Source organism: Luteimonas abyssi (assembly GCF_001482195.1).
In the GTDB taxonomy this organism is placed as follows: domain Bacteria; phylum Pseudomonadota; class Gammaproteobacteria; order Xanthomonadales; family Xanthomonadaceae; genus Luteimonas; species Luteimonas abyssi.
Map to the genome: position 1 here is coordinate 172,257 of NZ_KQ759763.1, position 18,241 is coordinate 190,497.

Here is an 18,241-nt window from a genome sequence, read left to right on the forward strand (position 1 = left end):
ACTTGACCTTTACACCTTCGATTCAATCGCTTCGATATTGTAGTGGCCAGTTCGTATCCACGCCGGGTAACACATTGACCTTCATCCGTAAGTCTGTCGCCGACTCGTACTGGCTTTGGTGGGGGCATGGCTGAAAAGATCAGCCCAGAGACCCGTTCGCGCATGATGGCGGGCATTCGCGGAAAGAATACGAAGCCCGAGTTGACCCTTCGTCGTTGGCTGCACGCAGAAGGTTTTCGGTTTCGGTTGTTCCGGCGCGATCTGCCTGGCAGTCCCGACATTGTCTTGCCGCGTTGGAACTTGGTCATATTCGCGCACGGATGTTTCTGGCACGGTCATCAGGGCTGCTCCTACTTTCGGCTACCGAAAACGCGACCCGATTTCTGGGAAAACAAGATAGAGCGCAACTCGGAGCGCGACCGGGAAGCAATTGCGAAGCTGCAAGCTGCCGGCTGGCGCGTGGCAGTGATCTGGGAGTGCGCACTGCGCAAGGAGCCGGAGGTGACGCTTCGTCGTCTGTCCTCATTCGTCCGGTCCCCGCAAAGGAAGCTGGAATTAGGACTTGGCTAGCGCTCGCCGCCGTTCACGAAAGTGCCTTATGAACGACGCTTGCGATCTGATAGCCAAGCCACGGAGGCACAGCGTTGCCGACCTGTCTCCGCTGGCTGCCAAGCGGCCCCTCGAAAATGTAATTGTCGGGGAAGGTCTGGAGGCGAGCTGCCTCCCGCACGGTCAGGCTCCGCAGCTGGAGTGCGTCCGGATGGATGTAGTAATGCCCGTCCTTGGCTATGTGGCTGGTCACTGTTGATGACGGTGCGTCGTTGCGCTGCACCTTGAAACGATCTACGAAGCGATTGTTCTCGAACCAGCTGCGATGCATGGGGTGCAACTCGCTCGGAAATTCGTCGCAACCTCGTGGTGAGCGGCCATTTTCTGTGGTGAACGCAGCTGCAAATCCGTAGCGCATCAGGTCGCTGGCCATGTGCGCACGTGCTTGGTGGTTGATTACGCCATTGAGGCGTGGGTCCCTAATGAAATTATCGAGGTGCGCGGGCATCCTGCAATTCGTCTTGCCGTCCAGCCAGCGCGCGCCAGGACCAATGTCATCACCCTCTAGCGCCTCGTCAGCGAGCTGACTCAAACGCTCGGCCGTAGGCTTGTGGAGCGAGCGGGAGTAGTTTGCACAGTTGCGCAGCAGTTTGTGCGAGAACTTTGGCCAAGAAGTAAAAGACGTATCGGTCAGATTGCTTCTCAAGCGCGGCAAGCCGCTGGTCATGTCGGCAACCGTGTAACGCTCCTGCTGCGGCTGAAGTGCCGAAATTGGACGAGCAGCACCTTCAAGGACGCCGATGAGGATGACGCGGTGACGCGCCTGCGGCAGTCCAAGTGCTTCGGCATGAACAACGAAGTCACGAGGCTGCCAGTTGTTGCCGTCGTGAAGCGATTGAACAAGAGGCTCTATGTGATAGCGGGGGCCACGGGGACCGCCTGGCCGCTGCAAGCCTTCAAACATTTCGCTGAAGATGCTCTGGCCTGCCAACTTGGAGGAAAGCATGCCCTTTACATTTTCCAGCACGAACACGGCAGGGCGGAATTTGGCGAGGATAGTCAGGTAGTGCTGGTAGAGGTAGTGCCGCTCATCGTCTTCTGGCACATAGCCTGTCTTCCCGCGGTTGCGCGCACGCCCAATAAGGGAAAAGGCCTGACACGGCGGGCCACCTACGAGCACCCATGGCGTGCCCCGCCGCTTAGCCTCGGCCGAAACAGTTCGAATGCGTCCGCGCAGAATTTTGTCGTGCTCCGGATCGCCCAACCGTAACTGCATGACCTCATGGCAAGCAGCATCCCATTGCGCTTGGGTTGCATGGGTCCACGGCTGGGGCGTTTGTCCAGCTGCGTAGTGATAGTAGCTCTCGGGCACCTCCGCAGGCCGAAATTGGCGGAAGAATGCACGAGTTCGCAATGTCTGCGCTGCTTGGGCATCCATCTCTGCGGACGCCATCAGCTCGAAAGCGCTAGACGAGCGCTCTTGTCCGAAGGCAGCGAAGCCCTCACCGAGGCCGCCGGCACCCGCGAAAATGTCTACCACGGGAATTGCGGGCACGGATCAGATCCAGTATCGGAGCGCTTGGGCGGGGAAGATCGCAGGCGAGTGAGGCTATGTCAAAATTTTCTGCGCGGTCCTACGGACCGCGGTAGCACATAGCTTACGGAAGCCATTTTACGGCAAGGGGGGGCGGCTTGGCTGACACCAAGGTGGGAGCTCGTCCCGCGAAAGATCTCTTCCGCGGCCGCACTTCCCTTGGCTTGCTCCGGGGCGAACACGATGTGCTCTCGGTGAACTTCCCATCTCTATGGTGGCAGACGACCTGTCTCCAGACGGGGTGTCGCTGAACCCCGCTGGTCTTGGTCCTTACGAACTACTGGGCGGAGCAGCGTCCTCCAGTCGACACAGGCTAATGAGCAGCTCAGCGTTGAGATCTGGTTGGCCTATGCGTCCAATGTAGGCGGCATGCCGTTGGACGAGATTGGCGACGAACTGTGGAGCTACTGTTGCTACTCGATCAGGCAACAAATCGGCGACTTTTCTTGCGTCGATGGCTCGGAGCTCACGAAAGTCCACTAACCACGGGCCCTTCTCATCGAGCGGAGGCATGAAGTGTGTTGCGATGCCGTGTCCCTGAGTCGCATGCATTCTCACATCGCGCTCAGCTCTTTCTTTGGCTTTGTTCGCGCCACCTAAACCTGCTCTCCACTCAGTCCAAGCTGCGCAGGGGGCACAGACTGCGAACAGGACCATACTTGGAGGCTTATTGGCCAAGTTGCACCGAGGGGTCAACGCAATAAGTGTTTCGCCCTCGTGCTCCAAGATATCCCCAGTCTCCAGTCGATCTTCATACAGTGATGGAACGATATAAAACTCATCTGGATGGTGGCTCGCGGGCGCCTGCGAGAGTGCCTCTACAACATGCGCTAATGTCTGGCGGCTAATGATGCCCGCGATGATTTCGCGATCTCCAACATTTGCCCACCGCTGTTGCCAACGAGGCCAGATCGAGCGGTTAAAAAGTCGTGATGTCTCTTGAGCCACTTGGCGGCGCATCCGATCCATCGCGTCCATCAAACCCGCCTGCTTTTCGAACTCATGAAGAATGTGCACGGTGGCACCGCCCTCCTTGCGGGCTACTTTAATGCTGGACGCCTTGACTTCATCGCTGACTTCGCCTTCATAAGCGCTATACACATAAGCCGGAATGCCAAGATCACGCAATACACCATGGAGTACTTCATTTCCTATGGGCTCGCCGCTACCCGGCTCATCAGGACTGCTAGGTAAACGCAGGTCAATCACCGCACAGTCGATACGTTGCCGAGAGAGTGCATGCAAGGCGTCGCTCTTATTTGTGGAAAATTGCGCGCTGAACTCGAATTCTTTGTCCGCACGCCGATTGAAATCGCGAATGTCTCGCTTCCACCCGTCTACGGTGCTCTCGTCATCTTCGACGATCAAGATATGGCAGATTTCCATGTGGCCCCTTATCGGTCTGCTCTGGCAATTATCAATTGAAACTTTGCACCCTTGTCAGCAGGCACAAGTGTCAGGTCTCCGTTGCTACGGAACATTGCCTCGCGGGCAATGCTAAGACCAAGCCCAGTCCCATTGGTGCGCGTAGAGAACCCCACATCAAACAATTGATCTTCGAATTCCGGCGAGACTCCAGGGCCGTTGTCCTCGAATACGAACGCGAGTTTACCTGTAACGCTCGGCGCTGGGCTCAGTACTATACGTGGAGCTGCCACTTGGCGATGGCCAAGCCAATGCAGTGAATTGTCGACCAAGTTGGTTAGTGCTGTAGTTAGATCCGCCTCGTATCCGTGGGCGATGCAAGCCTCTACTTCGGGGTCGACCTCAAAGATGAGACCCATGGTGTCCATGCGGGAGCGAAAAAATAGTTTGATATTGCTGACTACGCGGCTAATTGGGAAGTCTTGGGGTTTTCCCCTGTTTGCACCAGACAGTGGGCTGAGTGCGTTGAACAGTGTGCGAAGGCTAGCGGCATTTGCGTTAAGTCCATTGTAAATCTTTGGGAGATCATCACGATCTTCCTGCGACTCTTTACTGTCGTCGAAAAGCGTAGGTAGCTGCCGCCGCAGCCGGGCGCTCTCGTTTTCGATGAAAGTAAGTGGCGTATTACCTTGGTGCATGACTTCGCCAACGATAAGACCAAGTGTCACTTGGGCTTCGAGCTTCGCCTGACGTTCCTCTAGCTCTTTGACATGATCCGATAGCCGATCAGTTTCTCGCGCAATCACCTTTTCAGCTTCTTGACGCTCTGGCGAGGGCATTTTCGACAGCAGAGCGTCTGCCCATGCGTGCTGGGCGGTATCAATCACCTCACGAATATTTGCCTGCGGTCTACGATCAATGCCCGCCGAAATTCTGAACTTTCGGCGTCTCGGCTCGATCTCCTCCGATAGCAGCGTCAGCAACAGGCTCTGCAGGCGTCTAAAACTTCCGTTCTCTTCCAAGCCCTCTCGGCTACTACGCTCGACTAAACTGGAGCTCTCCTCATCATCGACGATGACGGTGCCAGCTACTTGGTTTCGGCCGATTTTCAGAGTGGGGTTCTGGACCCTCTTCGCATCGAGCGTGAGCCAGTCATTCTCCGCATCGCCATAGGGCCTGACGCGAAAGCCAGCACGATAAATGGCAATGCCGGCGATTTTGTCCAAGAGCTTCCTGGCTTCCCGGATACCGAGATGCCCGAATCCTGCCTTCTGGGCCGTGCTTCGAATAGTCTCAGCCTCTCGATCAAAGATGCTTAGGCGAACGACCACAATCCCACATGGTTCTTGTCCTTCGCCTAAAGGTACCCGTAGTGAGATCGGTATCGGGTCTCCGCCAGCGCGCTGTATGGTCATCGTTCCTTCGAAAATGCCGCTTTCGTCGAAGATGCCGTCAACCACGTAGTCGCTCGCATCGAGAACAGGAAACGGCCGTACCTTCCATGGGTCAATCCTCACGCCATCGATCAGGTCTGGCTGGACGCCTAAAATGGTGAACCCATCGAAACCACAGTTCTGGACTGTGCAATTCGAGAGATCGAGGTGGATCTCAAACTGGCCATCTTCCGCGTTCACAGGGCTTACAAGGCGGCGCAGCTCGTCATGAAGCTTGTTGATGGATGCTTCGGTCCACTCATCACGAAGATGTGTGATGTAAAGCCGTGTGCCGGGGGGCTCATCTGTTAGCTCGTTACGATAGGCAAAAGATACCGTATCAAGATACTTCGCTTCCTCGAACTGCTCCCAATCCAGATCGCTGATGGTTGTTCGCTCGAACTCCCGCTGGTTGGCTCCTTCGCTGTTGCTAGCAACGGAGATCAGTCGGAGATGTGAGCCAAGGCGAGCCGCTGCAAATCGGCCAATCCCCTTCGAGCCGAGCAATTTCCTTCCGCCCGGGCTTGTTGATCGAGTGCGCTTGTCGCTTGTCGCAGGTTCCATCCACTTATCGCGGATGTCCGAAAAGGCCATCCCGTGTCCATCGTCCGAAAAGACAATTTCGCCAGCCCCTGCTTTCAGCGGCGGAATAAGCGTGATTCGCACGGAGCGCGCATCGGCGTCGTAGCTATTCTTGACGAGCTCGATGACTGCTGCTTCGGGGCCGCTGATCAGTCGGTCGCCGATGGTCCGGATGATCCGGGCTCGTGGCCTGAAGGTCAGGCGCGGGCTTGGCCACCCATCCGGTCTTCCATTAGGCCACAGGGCGCCCAGATCCGCAGGCACTACTGGAGATTTATCGGACCAAGAGTTATGCCTTGCAAGCTCATGAGCACGAGTCAGTTCTGCGAAGATTGAGTGTTCAGTAGCTGACTCGGCTTTGACGCTCCAGTCGACTGCCTCTCGCATGGTCTGAGCCCCCGCCTCTGACACGATGTCAGGAAAGGCGCACCGTAGAGCGATCAGTGTTAGTGCTATGGCTGACCAACCCCGACGAAAGGACGGTTCGCTATGCTCGTCGAGTGATAGATCGGTATGTGTTTTGCTCGCAGCCTGAGCGTATCCGCCAAGAGCCATTGCGAGAGCTTGGATGTCGTAATTATCGAAATATTCACCGTCGATCTCGAAGGCATCGCTTACGTCTCCATCTCCGCCTCGCAGAGCTGCTTGCTCGGCAAGGGCAACCGCATTTCTAACCGCTATGCGCGACCCTGCGGGCTCATGCACATCATTCACATATGCATCGGCAAAGCGTTTCGCAATCCGCGATGTAATGGCTACGCTGGCCCATCTCGGAAGAGGTCTGTCGAGCAGCTGGTGAAAATTCGACAAATTATCGTTAGAGCTATCTGTCACGGAAAACCTCTTTGGCTAGGATACGGGGCGGGCACCGAATTCGCTGAAGGGTTAATCGAGCGGCATGACAGACAGGATAATCGCACATAAGATTCTTCACCCAAATGCCCTCGCCATGGGCGACGGCGGAGTTTTATCTCCATTTTTGCGCCATTCGCTACATTTTAAAGGCGACAGGGTGGTCTGTCAGGGTAGCCCCAAGCTTCGATTGACCAGCTCCGGCCCAGACCCGGACTGGCGAGGTTGGATAATACTGCTTAGTTGGTGGTGAGAACTCCCATAGGGCAGGTGGAGGTCGCCATCGGCTAGGTGATACGGATGACATCTCGCGAGCGGCGCGTCTAGCGGCTAGCACTTCTACTCTGCGGCCGGCGGGAGCGCGTCCTGTTTCATGCGGTAGGCGAGCGCTGTGTCGGCGCACGTGGCGGTTGGGGCCGTCTCCCAGTCTAAGAACGGGTCTAGGCTCAATTATCCGTTTCGCGAGAGCAGCCTTAAAATTCTCGGCGCCCATCAGGAGCGGGAATCTGTGGCGCCGACACCCCAGGCTCTTCATACCAACGCAGGCTCCGGATTTCGATGGTCCGATCTGAAGGCGTGTAGATCCCACGGAGTTCCACGAGGTATCCCACCAGAGCGTCGATGTACGCTTGATCATCTTGCCCGGGTTGCAATGCCCCAACTCTGATTCGCAATTGGTTCGTGGTGCCATCCCGGTCGCTGCTGGCGTACAGCCCATTGGGATCCCGTGACAGGTAGCCCCGCGTCAGGATGGCCGAGGTGCTGACGATCCCTTCAACCTCGTCGAGCCGATAGCGACAGACATCCTCCTCGAAACCACCGCTGAGGTTGCACAGCCGATCTCCGCTGACCGGGTGCATGGTTTGAAGGGGGGCCGTGGGCGGCGGCGTCGTGTGCTCACCAGTAGCGTCCGTCTGAGCCGTGCAGGCGACGAGCGCGAGTGTCAGGAGGAGTAAGATGCGGCGCATGTCAGTAGGTCCGATAGGCTTCGCGAAGGGGCACGGCTCGCATCTCTGAGCGCTGAAGACGAGCATAGTCCTCGTAGTTGAACCCGTGGAGCCCGTCAGCGTCGGCGATATAGGCGTTGATCCCCAAGTCGTAGGCTGATACCAGGTCGCCCACCGAATCCCAGCCGGTGTTTTCTCCGCCGATCAGGCTGACTTGGCCATCGGGGCCTACGTGCTTGTCTAGCGCTCCGCCGGCGGAGATCGCCCGATCGCCCCCAATGCCGCCACCCGCGTAAGGATGGGTGTGGATGTAGGCCGTTCGCTGGCCCTGTACGTACTGCCCGTGCTCGATGAGTCCGCTGACGTTGTCATAGGCTCCATTCGAGTAGGTCGGACCGAAATGGAACTTGCCATCTGGGGTCTTGGTGATGATTGAGCCGATCTCGACTTGATGTTCGTCTGCCACGGGCAGGACGTGTTCACGCCAAGCGCGAGCGGCGTCGACTTCGGAGTCGTAAGGGCGAAAGGCTCCCGCTTCGCGGAGCGCTTGGTCGGCGTCTTGCGTAGCCGAGCGCGCTTTCTCGGCGTCGCCGCCCTGCGCTTCTCGGCGACCATCGAAGGACACTGATGCATGGCTGTGGGCGTGGGCATTGGATGGTCTCCTCGGGGCCGCGGCGACTGAGGGGATGGCGGCTGCCACAGCGGAGGAGTTTCTGGAGGACTGCGAGGGGACGGAAGCCGATCCAGAGCTCATGAAGGCCGTACGTTGTCCAGCAGAGAGCAGGGCACATCCGCAGGCGCATTTGTCGTGTTCCCGCGCAACGGGCTTGCCATCGATGAGCATCGTGGCATCTCCCGAGGCAATGGACGTCGCGCCGTGACGACCGCACTGCACTGGGTCACCCAGCCGTGCCACCGGTTTGCCCATTACGTCGGTCGTGGGCGCACCCGCGACGACGGTGCCTCCGCTGGTAGTCGTGTCGCCGACGACGATCCATAGCCGGTCTGCCATGTCGATGCCCTCCATCCGTGGGGAGCTCGACTATACGCTTGTCCGACGCAACGCTTCAGACGATGCGCTTATTCAACGCTACGATCACTCGAGCAGCCGGTGTGCTCCGACTACCATCTTCGCGCGCTCAAGGCCTTAATAGGTCCGTGACATCCACATCCAGCGCATGCGCCAGCCGCTCCAGGCCGTCGATGGAGATGTTGGTGACGCAGCGTTCGAGTTGCGACACGTAGGTGCGATGGAACTCGGCCACTTCGGCCAACCCTTCCTGGCTCAGGCCCTGGGCTTTGCGCAGGCGCCGGATGTTCGCGGCGATGCGCGCACGCGCGTTCGGGGCGGAGGTGGACGAGGGCTTGGACGGCATGCACCCAGCCTGATCGTCTACTGGCATGCCTTCTACAGATTAAGAATCTACTGTTTATAGATCTACATTCGAGAGCGGACGGAGATGTCGAACGGTGCCCGATATCGCGAATGCAGGTGCGAGATGCGGAGTGCCGGGGCCAGGCAGGCGACCGGATGGTCGAGGGCGTGCGAGGAGGAGCCGGGTGAGGTCTCACCCTAGGCGTTGGCCGCCTTCTTGCGCGCTTTTTTCTGCGTCTTCTTGCCGCTCTTTTTGACCGGCGCCTTCAGCACGATCTCGGTATCCGCCGGTGGCTGCAGGATCAGGTCGACCAGTTCGATCTCCAGGATCACGGCGAGATCTTCGAGCCGGTCGATGGAGATGTTGGTCTTGCAGCGCTCGAGCTGGGACACGTAGGTGCGGTGGAACGAGGCCTGCTCGCCCAGTGCCTCCTGGCTCAGCCCCTTCGCCTTGCGCAGGCGCCGCACGTTCGCCGCGATGTGCGAGCGGGTCTTGCGAACCGGTGGTGGCGAGGGCTCGGGTGACATGGCCCCAAGCCTGCGCCTCTACTGTGTTGCAATCTACAGATTATAAGTCTACTGTTTATTACTCTCGTTTCGCTTGGTCCAGGGCGCAGCCGGCACGTGTGCCAGGCGACCCATCGGCCCGCAGGCCGAACAGCCCGAGCAGGCGACGACGGCGCCACAGATCGGCCGGGGAGGCCGAACCACCCATGGAGGTTTTTGCATGTCGAGCAGCACGCTGTTGGTCGTGGCCGGTCCGTGCGCGGACGGTAACGGAGCCAGGGCTTCGATCGTCGCGCATGAGTGCGCAAGGCCGATCGAGCCGTCCATCGTGCCGTCCAGGCATCGAGCGCCGACGGGGAGTGCACTCGTGCGGCAGCGTGGGCGCGCCGAGGCCCGCAGGCTCGCGCGCCATGCATTGGCCGTCGCGGTGATGTCGTGGTTGCCGCTCGGCGGCGCGATGGCCCGGGCCGTGGACAGCGCAAGCGAGCCCGATCCGCCGGTGGAAACCCGCGAGGACGCATCGACCGCCGTCCAACTGGGCACGGTGCAGGTCACCGGCACCCGCATCCGCGGCGGCACCACGCCTTCGCCGGTGATCACCATCGGTTCGGAAGCCATCCGCGCCGAAGGCTTCACCGACCTGGGCGAGGTGATCCGCAGCCTGCCGCAGAACTTCTCCGGCGGGCAGAACCCGGGGGTCGCCGCCGGCGCCACGACAGGTGCGGGTGGGCTGGCCAACCAGAACGTCACCGGCGGCTCGGCGTTGAATCTGCGCGGCCTCGGGCCGGATGCCACGCTCACGCTGCTCAACGGCCGGCGCATGGCCTACGGGGGGTTCTCGCAGGCGGTGGATATCGAGGCGATCCCGGTCGAGGCCGTCGCGCGTATCGACGTGGTGCCTGACGGGGCGTCGGCCATCTACGGGTCGGATGCGGTGGGTGGCGTCGCCAACGTGATCCTGAAGCGGGACTACGAGGGTCTCGCCGTGGGCATGCGCTACGGCGGGGCGACGCAAGGCGGGCTGGGCACCCGGGAGTACACCGCCACCGCGGGCACCACGTGGGCGCGCGGTGGGCTGATCGCCACGTACAAGGACGTCGATGGCGATGCCGTTCCAGCGCGCCAGCGTCACTACACCGCCCACATGGTGGCGCCGACCACGCTCTATCCCGAGGTCGCATCGCAAAGCGCACTGGTGAGCGCCCACCAGACGATCGGCGCATCGGCCGAGCTGCGGCTGGATGCGCTCCGCACGCGCCGGCAGCAGGCCTATTCCACCGGAAACACGGGCACCCAGCCCTGGTACAACCGGTTCCGTCCGGAGACCACCACGTCCCTCGTGTCGCCGGGGCTGGATGTCTTCCTGCCCGGCGATTGGACGCTCTCGGCCGGCGCCAGTCGGGGGCGCAGCGAGCACCTGCGCAACCAGGCCCGCGTGGTGCGTGAGACCGGTGCCGCGACGACGGTCATCCAGGGCTGCTTCTGCAACGAGGCGTCGTCCTACGAGGTGGGGGCCGAGGGGCCGCTGTTCGCGTTGGCCGGCGGCGACGCGCGGCTGGCCGTGGGCGCCGGCGGCCGGAGGAACGAGTACCGCGAGGACAACCACCTCACCGGCGCGACGGCCGTGCGCGGCGACGAACGTGTCCGCTTCGCGTATGCGGAGCTCAACCTGCCCCTGGTGGGCCCGGCCACCGGCCGGCCGGGGCTGCGTCGGCTGGATTTCAACATGGCGGTGCGCGGGGAGGATTACGACACTTTCGGCAGCGTCACCACGCCCAAACTGGGCTGGGTCTACGGCCCGAGCGCGGATATCACGCTTAAAGGCTCCTGGGGCCGCTCGTTCAAGGCGCCCACGCTGTTCCAGCGCTACATGCGCACGGATGCGGTGCTGGATCCGGCGTCCTTCTATGGGGGCGCCGGCCTCGGCCCGGACGCCGTGGTGCTGGCCCGCTTCGGGGGCGCCCCGGATCTCGACGCGGAGCGGGCGACCACCTGGGCGGCATCGCTCGTGGTTCACCCGGCCGCGTGGCCCGGCCTGGAGGCGGAGCTGACGTGGTTCGACATCGACTACACCGATCGCGTCGTGGAACCGATCACCGATTACGGCCGTGCGCTGCTCACGCCGCACTACGCGCAGTTCATCGAGCTTGCGCCGTCCGCCGAACGGCAGGCCGGGCTCATCGCGGTGGGCGGCACGCTCTACAACTTCACCAATCAACCGTATGACCCGGAACGCGTGGTGGCGCTGATCAACGGGCAGTACGTCAACGCCGCACGCCAGCGCGTGCGCGGGCTGGATCTCTCGGCGGCGTACCGCTTCGATGCAGGAGCGGGCGCCTGGACACTGCGCGGCTCGGCCAGCTGGCTGGACAGCACCCAGCAGAACAGCCCCGACCAGGCGCCGTACGACATCGCCGGCACGCTGTTCAATCCGGCCCGTCTGAGCGGCCGGGTGGGCACCGTGTGGCAGCGCGGTGGCGTGTCCGGGTCGGTGTTCGCCAATTACACCGGCGGCGTCGACGACAGGCTGCGCGGCGAGCGCACCGCCTCCTTCACTACCTTCGATACGGCCTGGCGGTACGCCGCGGGTCAACCCGCCGGGGTGCTGTCGGGAGCGGAGGTCGCCCTGTCGGTGCAGAACCTGCTCGATCGCGATCCGCCGCGTTACACGGCGGCGTCGATCGATCGCCCTCCGTACGACTCCACCAACTATTCGGCGGTCGGGCGCTTCGTGAGCGTATCCGTGTCGAAGCACTGGTAGCTCACCCGCCCCGCAACCGGGCTGCGTCTGGGAAGGCCGCTGCGCGCAGCGGCCGCGAGCGAACGAAATCGAACGAGGTGATGTGTGTACATCGAAGTCGTGTGGCCCCGCCTGGCGGTGGCGGTTCTGGCGAGCCTTGCGCTGTTGGCCGGGGCGGTGACCAGGGCCGAGGCGGCCACCGTCAGGCAGTTGGTCGAGGTGGTCGATGTCTCCGGCGTGTCGGTGTCGCCGGATGGGCGTCTGGTCGCGTTCCGCACCGAGCAGGCGGTCATCGAGCGCAATACCTACGATGCGGTCTGGTACGTGCAGCCGGTGGACGGTACGGCGCCGCCGCGCCGCCTGGCCGATGGCGGCGAGCCCCTGCGGCAAGGTGGCGTGTCGCTGCCGGAGATGGCCGTGTGGTCGCCCGACGGGCGTTGGATCTTCTATCGCGCCTTGCTCGACGGTCGGATCGATGTCTGGCGTGCCGCCGTCGATGGCTCCCGCGCAGAGCCGGTCACGCGGGATGCGGCCAATGTCCGGGCGTTCTCGCTCAACCAGGACGGCACGGTGGTGCGCTACAGCGTGGGCGCTCCGCGCGAGGCCGTGGTGGACGCCGAATGGAAGGAATACGACCGGGGTATCCATATCGATCGCGCGGTGCCGCTCGGCGATGGTTTGTTCCGCTCCGGGTATCACGAAGGGCGTCTGGCCAGCCAGCGACTGGTCGACCGTGGCGGATTGGACTACCGGCCGCTGCTGTCCGATGCGCCCGACCGCTGGAAGACGGTGGATCTGGCAACGAGGCGGGTCGCGGCTTCGGTTTCCGGCGGCGCGGCCGGCGCCACGGCGGCCTCCGAGCATGCCGCGGGCCTCGCGGGTGTCTCGAAGCTGTCGGAGGCACCCGATACGGGGCGCGTGGCCGTTCTGCTGCACTCGGACCATGCGGCCCGCTCCACGCGCGGCATGGAACTGGCGATGCTGCCCGCTGCCGGGACCGCGGGACCGGTGCGATGTGATGCGCCCGCCTGCCGCGACGCATCGATCACCGACATCCTGTGGCGACCGGGCAGCGACGAGGTGGTGTTCACGGTGGCCGATCCCGAGCACGGGGGCGGGCAGGCGATCCATCGCTGGAACGTGGCGACCGGTCGGGTGCTGCCCGTCGTCGCCGCGCGCGGTGATCTCGGCGGCGGCGGGCGGTGGGTGCCGGGGCCATGCGGGGTGGCCTCCGAGGCGTTGGTGTGCGTGGCCGCCGAGGCGGATCGGCCGCCACGGCTGGAGCGGATCGATCTGGACACCGGCGCGCGAACCGTCCTGTTCGAACCGAACGCCGCCCTCGACCGCGACATGGCCGAGGGAACTGCCGTGCAGGCGCTGCGCTGGACGGATGCACGCGGCGTCGCGTTCACCGGGCAGTTCTTTCCCGCCTCCGGGACGGGGGAGGGGCCTGCGCCGTTGTTCGTCGTCTACTACCGGTGCTCGGGCTTCCTGCGCGGAGGCGTCGGCGATGAGTGGCCGCTGGCCACGCTGGCACGGCAGGGCATCGCGGCGCTCTGCATCAACGCGGCTCCGAGTCGGACGGATGCCGTCGCACGGTATGAAGATGCGCGCCATGCGGTGGAGAGCGGCGTCGATCTCCTGAGTGCGCGGGGCGACATCGACCGCGAACGCGTCGGCATGGGTGGGCTGAGCCTGGGCGCGGGCGTGACGATGTGGACGGCGATGACCTCGGGCGTGCTGAAGGCGGCATCGGTCAGCAGCCCGGTGGCAGCCCCGGGCTGGCGCCTGGGCTTCAGCCTCTGGGAAGACGTGCACTTCTCCAGACTGGACCGCTTCTGGCAGCTGGGCGCCCCAGACGAAACGCCGGAACGGTGGCGGCAGCTGTCGCCGTCGTTCAACCTGGACCGATTCGAGGCGCCTCTCCTGATGCAGCTGTCGGAGCAGGAGTTCAGGTACGCCGTGGAGTATCTGGCGCCGCTGATCCGGGCACGGCGGGCAGATGCCTATGTGTTCGCCCACGAGCCGCACCAGAAGTTCCAGCCCCGTCACAAGCTGGCCGTGTACGAGCGCAACCTGGACTGGTTCAGGTACTGGCTTCAGGGCATCGAGGACGTGGATCCCGACAAGGCGGCGCAGTACGCGCATTGGCGCTCGATGCGGCCCGGCCACCACGAATGATTTCCAATGCGCCGTGCCTATGGCGAAGTAAGGCGTTGGCGGAGCCAGTTCTCGGTCGCGCAGAGCTGGAGAATTCTTATGATCGGGTCACGGGTGACCGTTCCGTGTGCGATCCCGCGCAGTGCCTGGGCATCGACGAATCCCCTGGCATGCAGTTCGCCGTCGAGCAGGAACTCGAGCATGCGCGCCTTCTTCCTGCGGAGCAGGGCGCCGAGGTACGCGGTGAACGAACCCTTGCTCCTCCGAGCCAGGATCGCCGGCGGCAGCACGTCCGCGAACGCGTTGCGGGCGAGCGCGCGATTCTGCCCGCCGGTGAACCACATCCAGCTGGGTGCACGCAGGCAGGCTTCGATCACCGGCTGGGACAACAACGGCATCCGGAGCCGGCGGCCGAGGCCACGCGTGGTGCCGTCGCGATAGAACTGTGTGGTGGTGAGCCCGAAGACGCGCTGTCGATCTCCGGACAGCGCGTCGGTGGGGGCGTCCAGCCACGGATGACGCCCGGGCTCGGGGAACGGGGCGCGAGCCGACAGCAATGTTCGATCCACGTCGTGGAGCGGACCAGGCGGCGCGAGTAACTGCCGCCATGCAAGGCGTCCGGCTTGCCAGTACGTGCACTGATGGAACTGCGATATGTCCTGGATCGCCCGCAGGCCGGTACGGAGGCCCGCGGCACGGAATGCGTCGGCCGCCGGCGCCGCGTTGGTTAGATAGCAGAACACCGTATCGCCGCCGGCGCCGGTGTAGTGGCTCTCGGCGCCCGCCCGTTCGGCACAGCGCTGCATGGTCTGATCGATCACATACTGGAGGGGGCCGATGATCGGCGTCAGGAGTTGTGCCGGCAGGGGAAACTCGAACAGCGCGTCCTCGTACTGGAGTTCGGTGGCGTGTGGTTCGACGCCCAGCAAGTGGGCGACGAGCGATGCGTACTCGCGTTCGTCGGCGCCCGGCACGGACGTCGTCAGCGTGCTGCAGGTGACTCTGGCCCGGGTGTTCCTGAGGCAGGTGCCGATGATGGAGGAGTCCAGGCCGCCGGACAGTTCGAGCAGGAGCGCCCCGTCTCTGTCGGCCCATGCAGCGACGACACCTTTGATCGCCGAACGAATGGCGTCCGTGGCCTCGTGCATATCCCGATACCGTGCAGCGGGGCCGACGAAGTGCCAAGGACTCCAGTCCTGTCGAAGATCCGTGCTTCGGGCGCGGACGTGCATCGTCTCGCCCGGCAGCAGCTCCGCCACCCCGTGCAGCGCGGTCCGGCTCGTCTTCAGGCTGGGATACGTCAGGCGATGCGCGATGGCATCGAAGTCCACGTGTTGCTCGTGCAGGCCGAGTCGCCCCGCGAGCCCGATGTCGGATGTGACGAATCCGCGACCATCGCGAACCGCGTGGACACATTGGAGATCGCATGCGGGGGAGGGGCTTCGGGTCACGCCGACCGCGATCGAATCGTCGTCGCCTGGCAGCACCAGGACGTAATCGCCCCAGCAGTGTTCGATGATGTGGCGACGCAAGGCGGCGGCGCCGGCGGGGATGTTCGACAACATGTCTCCGTCGAACACCGGGTGCCCGTCGCGCCTGTACAGGTCGCCGATGAGCAGGCCGCCGCCTGGAAACCGAAGCGTGGGTGTCTGCCTGCTGGTGAACACGCGCGCGGCACCGATGGAGGCCTTGAGCGGCATGTCGATCGCATCCAGAACGAACTCGTGGCTCATCGGGTCCGGCGGGGTCGACCGTGTGGCGCCGTCGATCAGCACGATGTAGGCGGCGCTCATCAGACCACCCGTATCACCGAGAACGCACGCGTATTGCCCAACGCATCGTTGAGAATCAGGTCCTGCGCCTGGACCCAGCAATGCGCCGTGAAGGGGGCGTGGGTGACGCCGATGACCATGTGTGCGAACAGATCTCTGCGTGCGAGGAACGTCAGGAGCGAGATCGAGTCGAGCAGGCAGCACGTCTCGATCGGCACGAACTTCCGTGCTGCCAGGAACTGGCGTGTCGCGGCGATCAATTCGCCCTCGGCGGCGACCGCCGCTGATCGCGTGCGTTGCGCCAGGGGCGCGAGGAGCGCTTTGAGACGCCGCGCCTTCAGCCAGCGGTGGGTGCGATACACGACGGCGCACACGTCCAGGACGAGACGCGGCCCAACCCGTGAAGGCGCTGAGGGAAGTTCCAGAGCGCTGCGCATCGCCGTCGCCACTTGGTGACGCTCCCACTGTGCAGGTGCCGATGCACGATGCAGCACGCCCTGCTCGACCAGGTGTGCGAGATCGGCCTTGCTCACTTCGGCACCTTCCAGGTGTGCCTCGAATGCGGCCTCAAGCCTGCTCGAGAGCCTGAAGTACCTGTCGTGCCCGACATCCAGAAAGACCACATGACCATCGATGCGGCAGAACGACAGATCATTGCGTGCTTCGTAGAGGTTCACGGCAGCGGCTCCGCGTGGGTCGGTACAGGGAGGGGCGCACGTGGCGGTGCGCCCCTTGCCGGGTCGGTCACTCGGTGATGCCGACACCGACGATGCGGCCGAACTCCTCGTCTCCTTCCGGCAGCATCCCCCTGGTCTCGACGCTGGCCACGCCGAGCTCGACGACGTCGCCGTCCTGCACTTCGTTGCGGATGTTCTCGTTCGCGTTCATGTCAGTCTCCTTGCGTGATGTCATGGACGTCCCATGACGAGGTCAGCGTAGGAGGCCGGTTTTCCGATCTTCAAATGATCTTCCGGCGATCATCGGAAGATCGCCACGTTTTGTGATCGGGGTTGCGTGTCGAATGCGGTTGTAGCACCTCACCGCGAGCGAAGTTCGCCTTACGAGGGCCATATCAGGGAGAAGCGCTTCGCATCGCTGGGCGCGGCGAAGTGTCCGTTGGGGGCGGGTAGGAGTCTGCTCCTCGCATTCTCGATTGCGGTGCTGTGCGGTTGTACCTCTCGACGAGGCAGCCCATCCCGAGCGGATGAGGCGGCTGCCCCGGAACAGGCGACCAAGAATATCGATGTCTCCGCTGCGGTTAGCGCCCACTTTGGCGATGCACGAGGTGGTTATCCGCTCCGGATGCGCCCCTCGGCGAACAGCTGATGCTTGCGATGAGCGTTCCGGATAACGCGGATGGGACAGCAGAGAGAGCTTGGGTCGCGTATGCGGGGCTGACGCTGAGGACCGGCTGCCGGCAACATAACTGTCAGGAGAAAGGCGCCTTGGTGACCGATGCCGCCGAGGCGACGATCAGGGCGGCGCTCATCAGCTTCCTGTGCGACGAATGCGGCTGCAAGCAGACGCCGACACTGACGATCTTCGTCGCCGGTAGCTAGAGCGAGAACCTGTGGCGCAAAGCCGCTCGTGAATTGGCGTGGCCTATGGATGGGGAATGTATTTCAATCTGGTTGATGTGGCTCGACCGGTCAGGGCTAGGTGCCTCTGTTTTAAACCTTCGCGAGGAAGTCGGATTGTCCCTTTGTAGGAAAAGCCCTACATCAGAATCCGAGATTTCCTATGCCAAATTAACTTTTCGTTTAATAACATGAAAAATTACGGGGGCTAGAGCAGGCGCGGTGGTAAGTGAGTAAATTAGGAGCGGCAAAAACGACGCTGTGTACAGTGGCTGCGGCGCTGGCGTTAACCGTCACTTCGCACGGCGTGTTCGCACAGTCGGTTCGATATGATCAGAAGTACGTTGAACGATTGGAGCGCGCTCAGAATATCCAGCCACTGACGGGCGAGGTGTTCGGTGAGGCGATTGGCCTGAGCAATGGCGACACAAGCTTCACGTATATCGACATCGACATCGAGGGAAATAATTCCCTTCCCGTTCAGTTAATTAGAAGGATTCAGGTCGAAGACCGAAGCCGAACGCAAAATAGTAGCCTTGGTGGCTTCGGGGCCGGCGGTGACATCGTGATACCCCATATGCGAGGCGTTTTTACTAACGCAGGATGGCAGGTGTCCGGGGGTAATCCGAATGCGCGTTGTACGCAGCCCGGGGCGCCGCCAGGACTGGGTAATGGAATAGCTGCCGCCGATTATTAGGGCGGAAACATACTAAGCGTGCCTGGATATGGAGAGCAGACCCTGTTGTTCGATGTCTCCAGTGCGGTTCCGGGCACAGGTTACTATCAGG

14 protein-coding genes are annotated in these 18,241 nt (G+C 62.5%); 4 read left to right on the top strand and 10 right to left on the bottom strand.

The genetic code is table 11. The features are described from left to right. Positions 1 to 126 precede the first annotated feature (126 nt). The gene (locus RG19_RS17045) at positions 127 to 570 is read left to right on the top strand and encodes a very short patch repair endonuclease (protein ID WP_082672386.1); all 444 of its coding nucleotides are present in this window, start codon (positions 127 to 129) and stop codon (positions 568 to 570) included. Between the two features lie 13 nt (positions 571 to 583). Here the strand turns inward: RG19_RS17045 and RG19_RS17050 are convergent, their stop codons facing one another. From RG19_RS17050 to RG19_RS00635, 7 genes are all read right to left on the bottom strand, one after another. Then, positions 584 to 2,104 (bottom strand): DNA cytosine methyltransferase, encoded by a 1,521-nt coding sequence (locus RG19_RS17050; protein ID WP_157515104.1) that lies wholly within the window; start codon positions 2,102 to 2,104, stop codon positions 584 to 586. A gap of 309 nt (positions 2,105 to 2,413) precedes the next feature. Continuing rightward, positions 2,414 to 3,529, bottom strand: coding sequence for a response regulator (locus tag RG19_RS17455; RefSeq protein WP_157515105.1), 1,116 nt, complete (start codon positions 3,527 to 3,529; stop codon positions 2,414 to 2,416). An 8-nt stretch (positions 3,530 to 3,537) separates the two neighbouring features. Further along, a complete protein-coding gene (locus RG19_RS17055) occupies positions 3,538 to 6,357 on the bottom strand; it encodes a sensor histidine kinase (RefSeq protein ID WP_157515106.1) in 2,820 nt (939 codons plus the stop codon). A 491-nt stretch (positions 6,358 to 6,848) separates the two neighbouring features. Next, on the bottom strand, positions 6,849 to 7,343 hold the full coding sequence (locus tag RG19_RS00620) for a hypothetical protein (RefSeq protein ID WP_058833570.1): 495 nt from the start codon (positions 7,341 to 7,343) through the stop codon (positions 6,849 to 6,851). 1 nt (position 7,344) lies between these two features. Beyond that, positions 7,345 to 8,349: a PAAR domain-containing protein gene (locus tag RG19_RS17060; RefSeq protein ID WP_082672389.1), complete on the bottom strand. Its 1,005-nt coding sequence runs from the start codon at positions 8,347 to 8,349 to the stop codon at positions 7,345 to 7,347. A 112-nt stretch (positions 8,350 to 8,461) separates the two neighbouring features. Continuing rightward, entirely contained in the window at positions 8,462 to 8,698 is a 237-nt protein-coding gene (locus RG19_RS00630) for a helix-turn-helix domain-containing protein (RefSeq protein WP_058833572.1), read from the bottom strand. Between the two features lie 197 nt (positions 8,699 to 8,895). Further along, positions 8,896 to 9,225 (bottom strand): helix-turn-helix domain-containing protein, encoded by a 330-nt coding sequence (locus RG19_RS00635; protein WP_082672390.1) that lies wholly within the window; start codon positions 9,223 to 9,225, stop codon positions 8,896 to 8,898. A 346-nt stretch (positions 9,226 to 9,571) separates the two neighbouring features. On the opposite strand from RG19_RS00635, the gene RG19_RS00640 reads away from it, so the two are divergent. Then, the gene (locus tag RG19_RS00640) at positions 9,572 to 11,965 is read left to right on the top strand and encodes a TonB-dependent receptor plug domain-containing protein (protein ID WP_238376562.1); all 2,394 of its coding nucleotides are present in this window, start codon (positions 9,572 to 9,574) and stop codon (positions 11,963 to 11,965) included. Between the two features lie 84 nt (positions 11,966 to 12,049). After that, positions 12,050 to 14,125 carry an Atxe2 family lasso peptide isopeptidase gene (locus RG19_RS00645; protein WP_157515107.1) on the top strand — a complete coding sequence of 692 codons (2,076 nt, stop codon included), beginning with the start codon at positions 12,050 to 12,052 and terminating at the stop codon, positions 14,123 to 14,125. A 17-nt stretch (positions 14,126 to 14,142) separates the two neighbouring features. Here RG19_RS00645 and RG19_RS00650 read toward each other — a convergent pair whose 3' ends face one another. The 3 genes from RG19_RS00650 to RG19_RS17460 form a co-directional block, all read right to left on the bottom strand. After that, positions 14,143 to 15,897: an asparagine synthase-related protein gene (locus tag RG19_RS00650; RefSeq protein ID WP_058833573.1), complete on the bottom strand. Its 1,755-nt coding sequence runs from the start codon at positions 15,895 to 15,897 to the stop codon at positions 14,143 to 14,145. After that, positions 15,897 to 16,553, bottom strand: a complete 657-nt coding sequence (locus RG19_RS00655) for a lasso peptide biosynthesis B2 protein (protein ID WP_058833574.1) — start codon at positions 16,551 to 16,553, stop codon at positions 15,897 to 15,899. The genes RG19_RS00650 and RG19_RS00655 overlap by 1 nt, the downstream gene beginning before the upstream one ends. 67 nt (positions 16,554 to 16,620) lie before the next feature. Continuing rightward, a complete protein-coding gene (locus RG19_RS17460; RefSeq protein WP_157515108.1) occupies positions 16,621 to 16,764 on the bottom strand; it encodes a hypothetical protein in 144 nt (47 codons plus the stop codon). 918 nt (positions 16,765 to 17,682) lie between these two features. Here RG19_RS17460 and RG19_RS17465 point away from each other — a divergent pair. After that, positions 17,683 to 18,150 carry a hypothetical protein gene (locus tag RG19_RS17465; protein ID WP_157515109.1) on the top strand — a complete coding sequence of 156 codons (468 nt, stop codon included), beginning with the start codon at positions 17,683 to 17,685 and terminating at the stop codon, positions 18,148 to 18,150. The last annotated feature ends 91 nt before the right edge of the window (positions 18,151 to 18,241 follow it).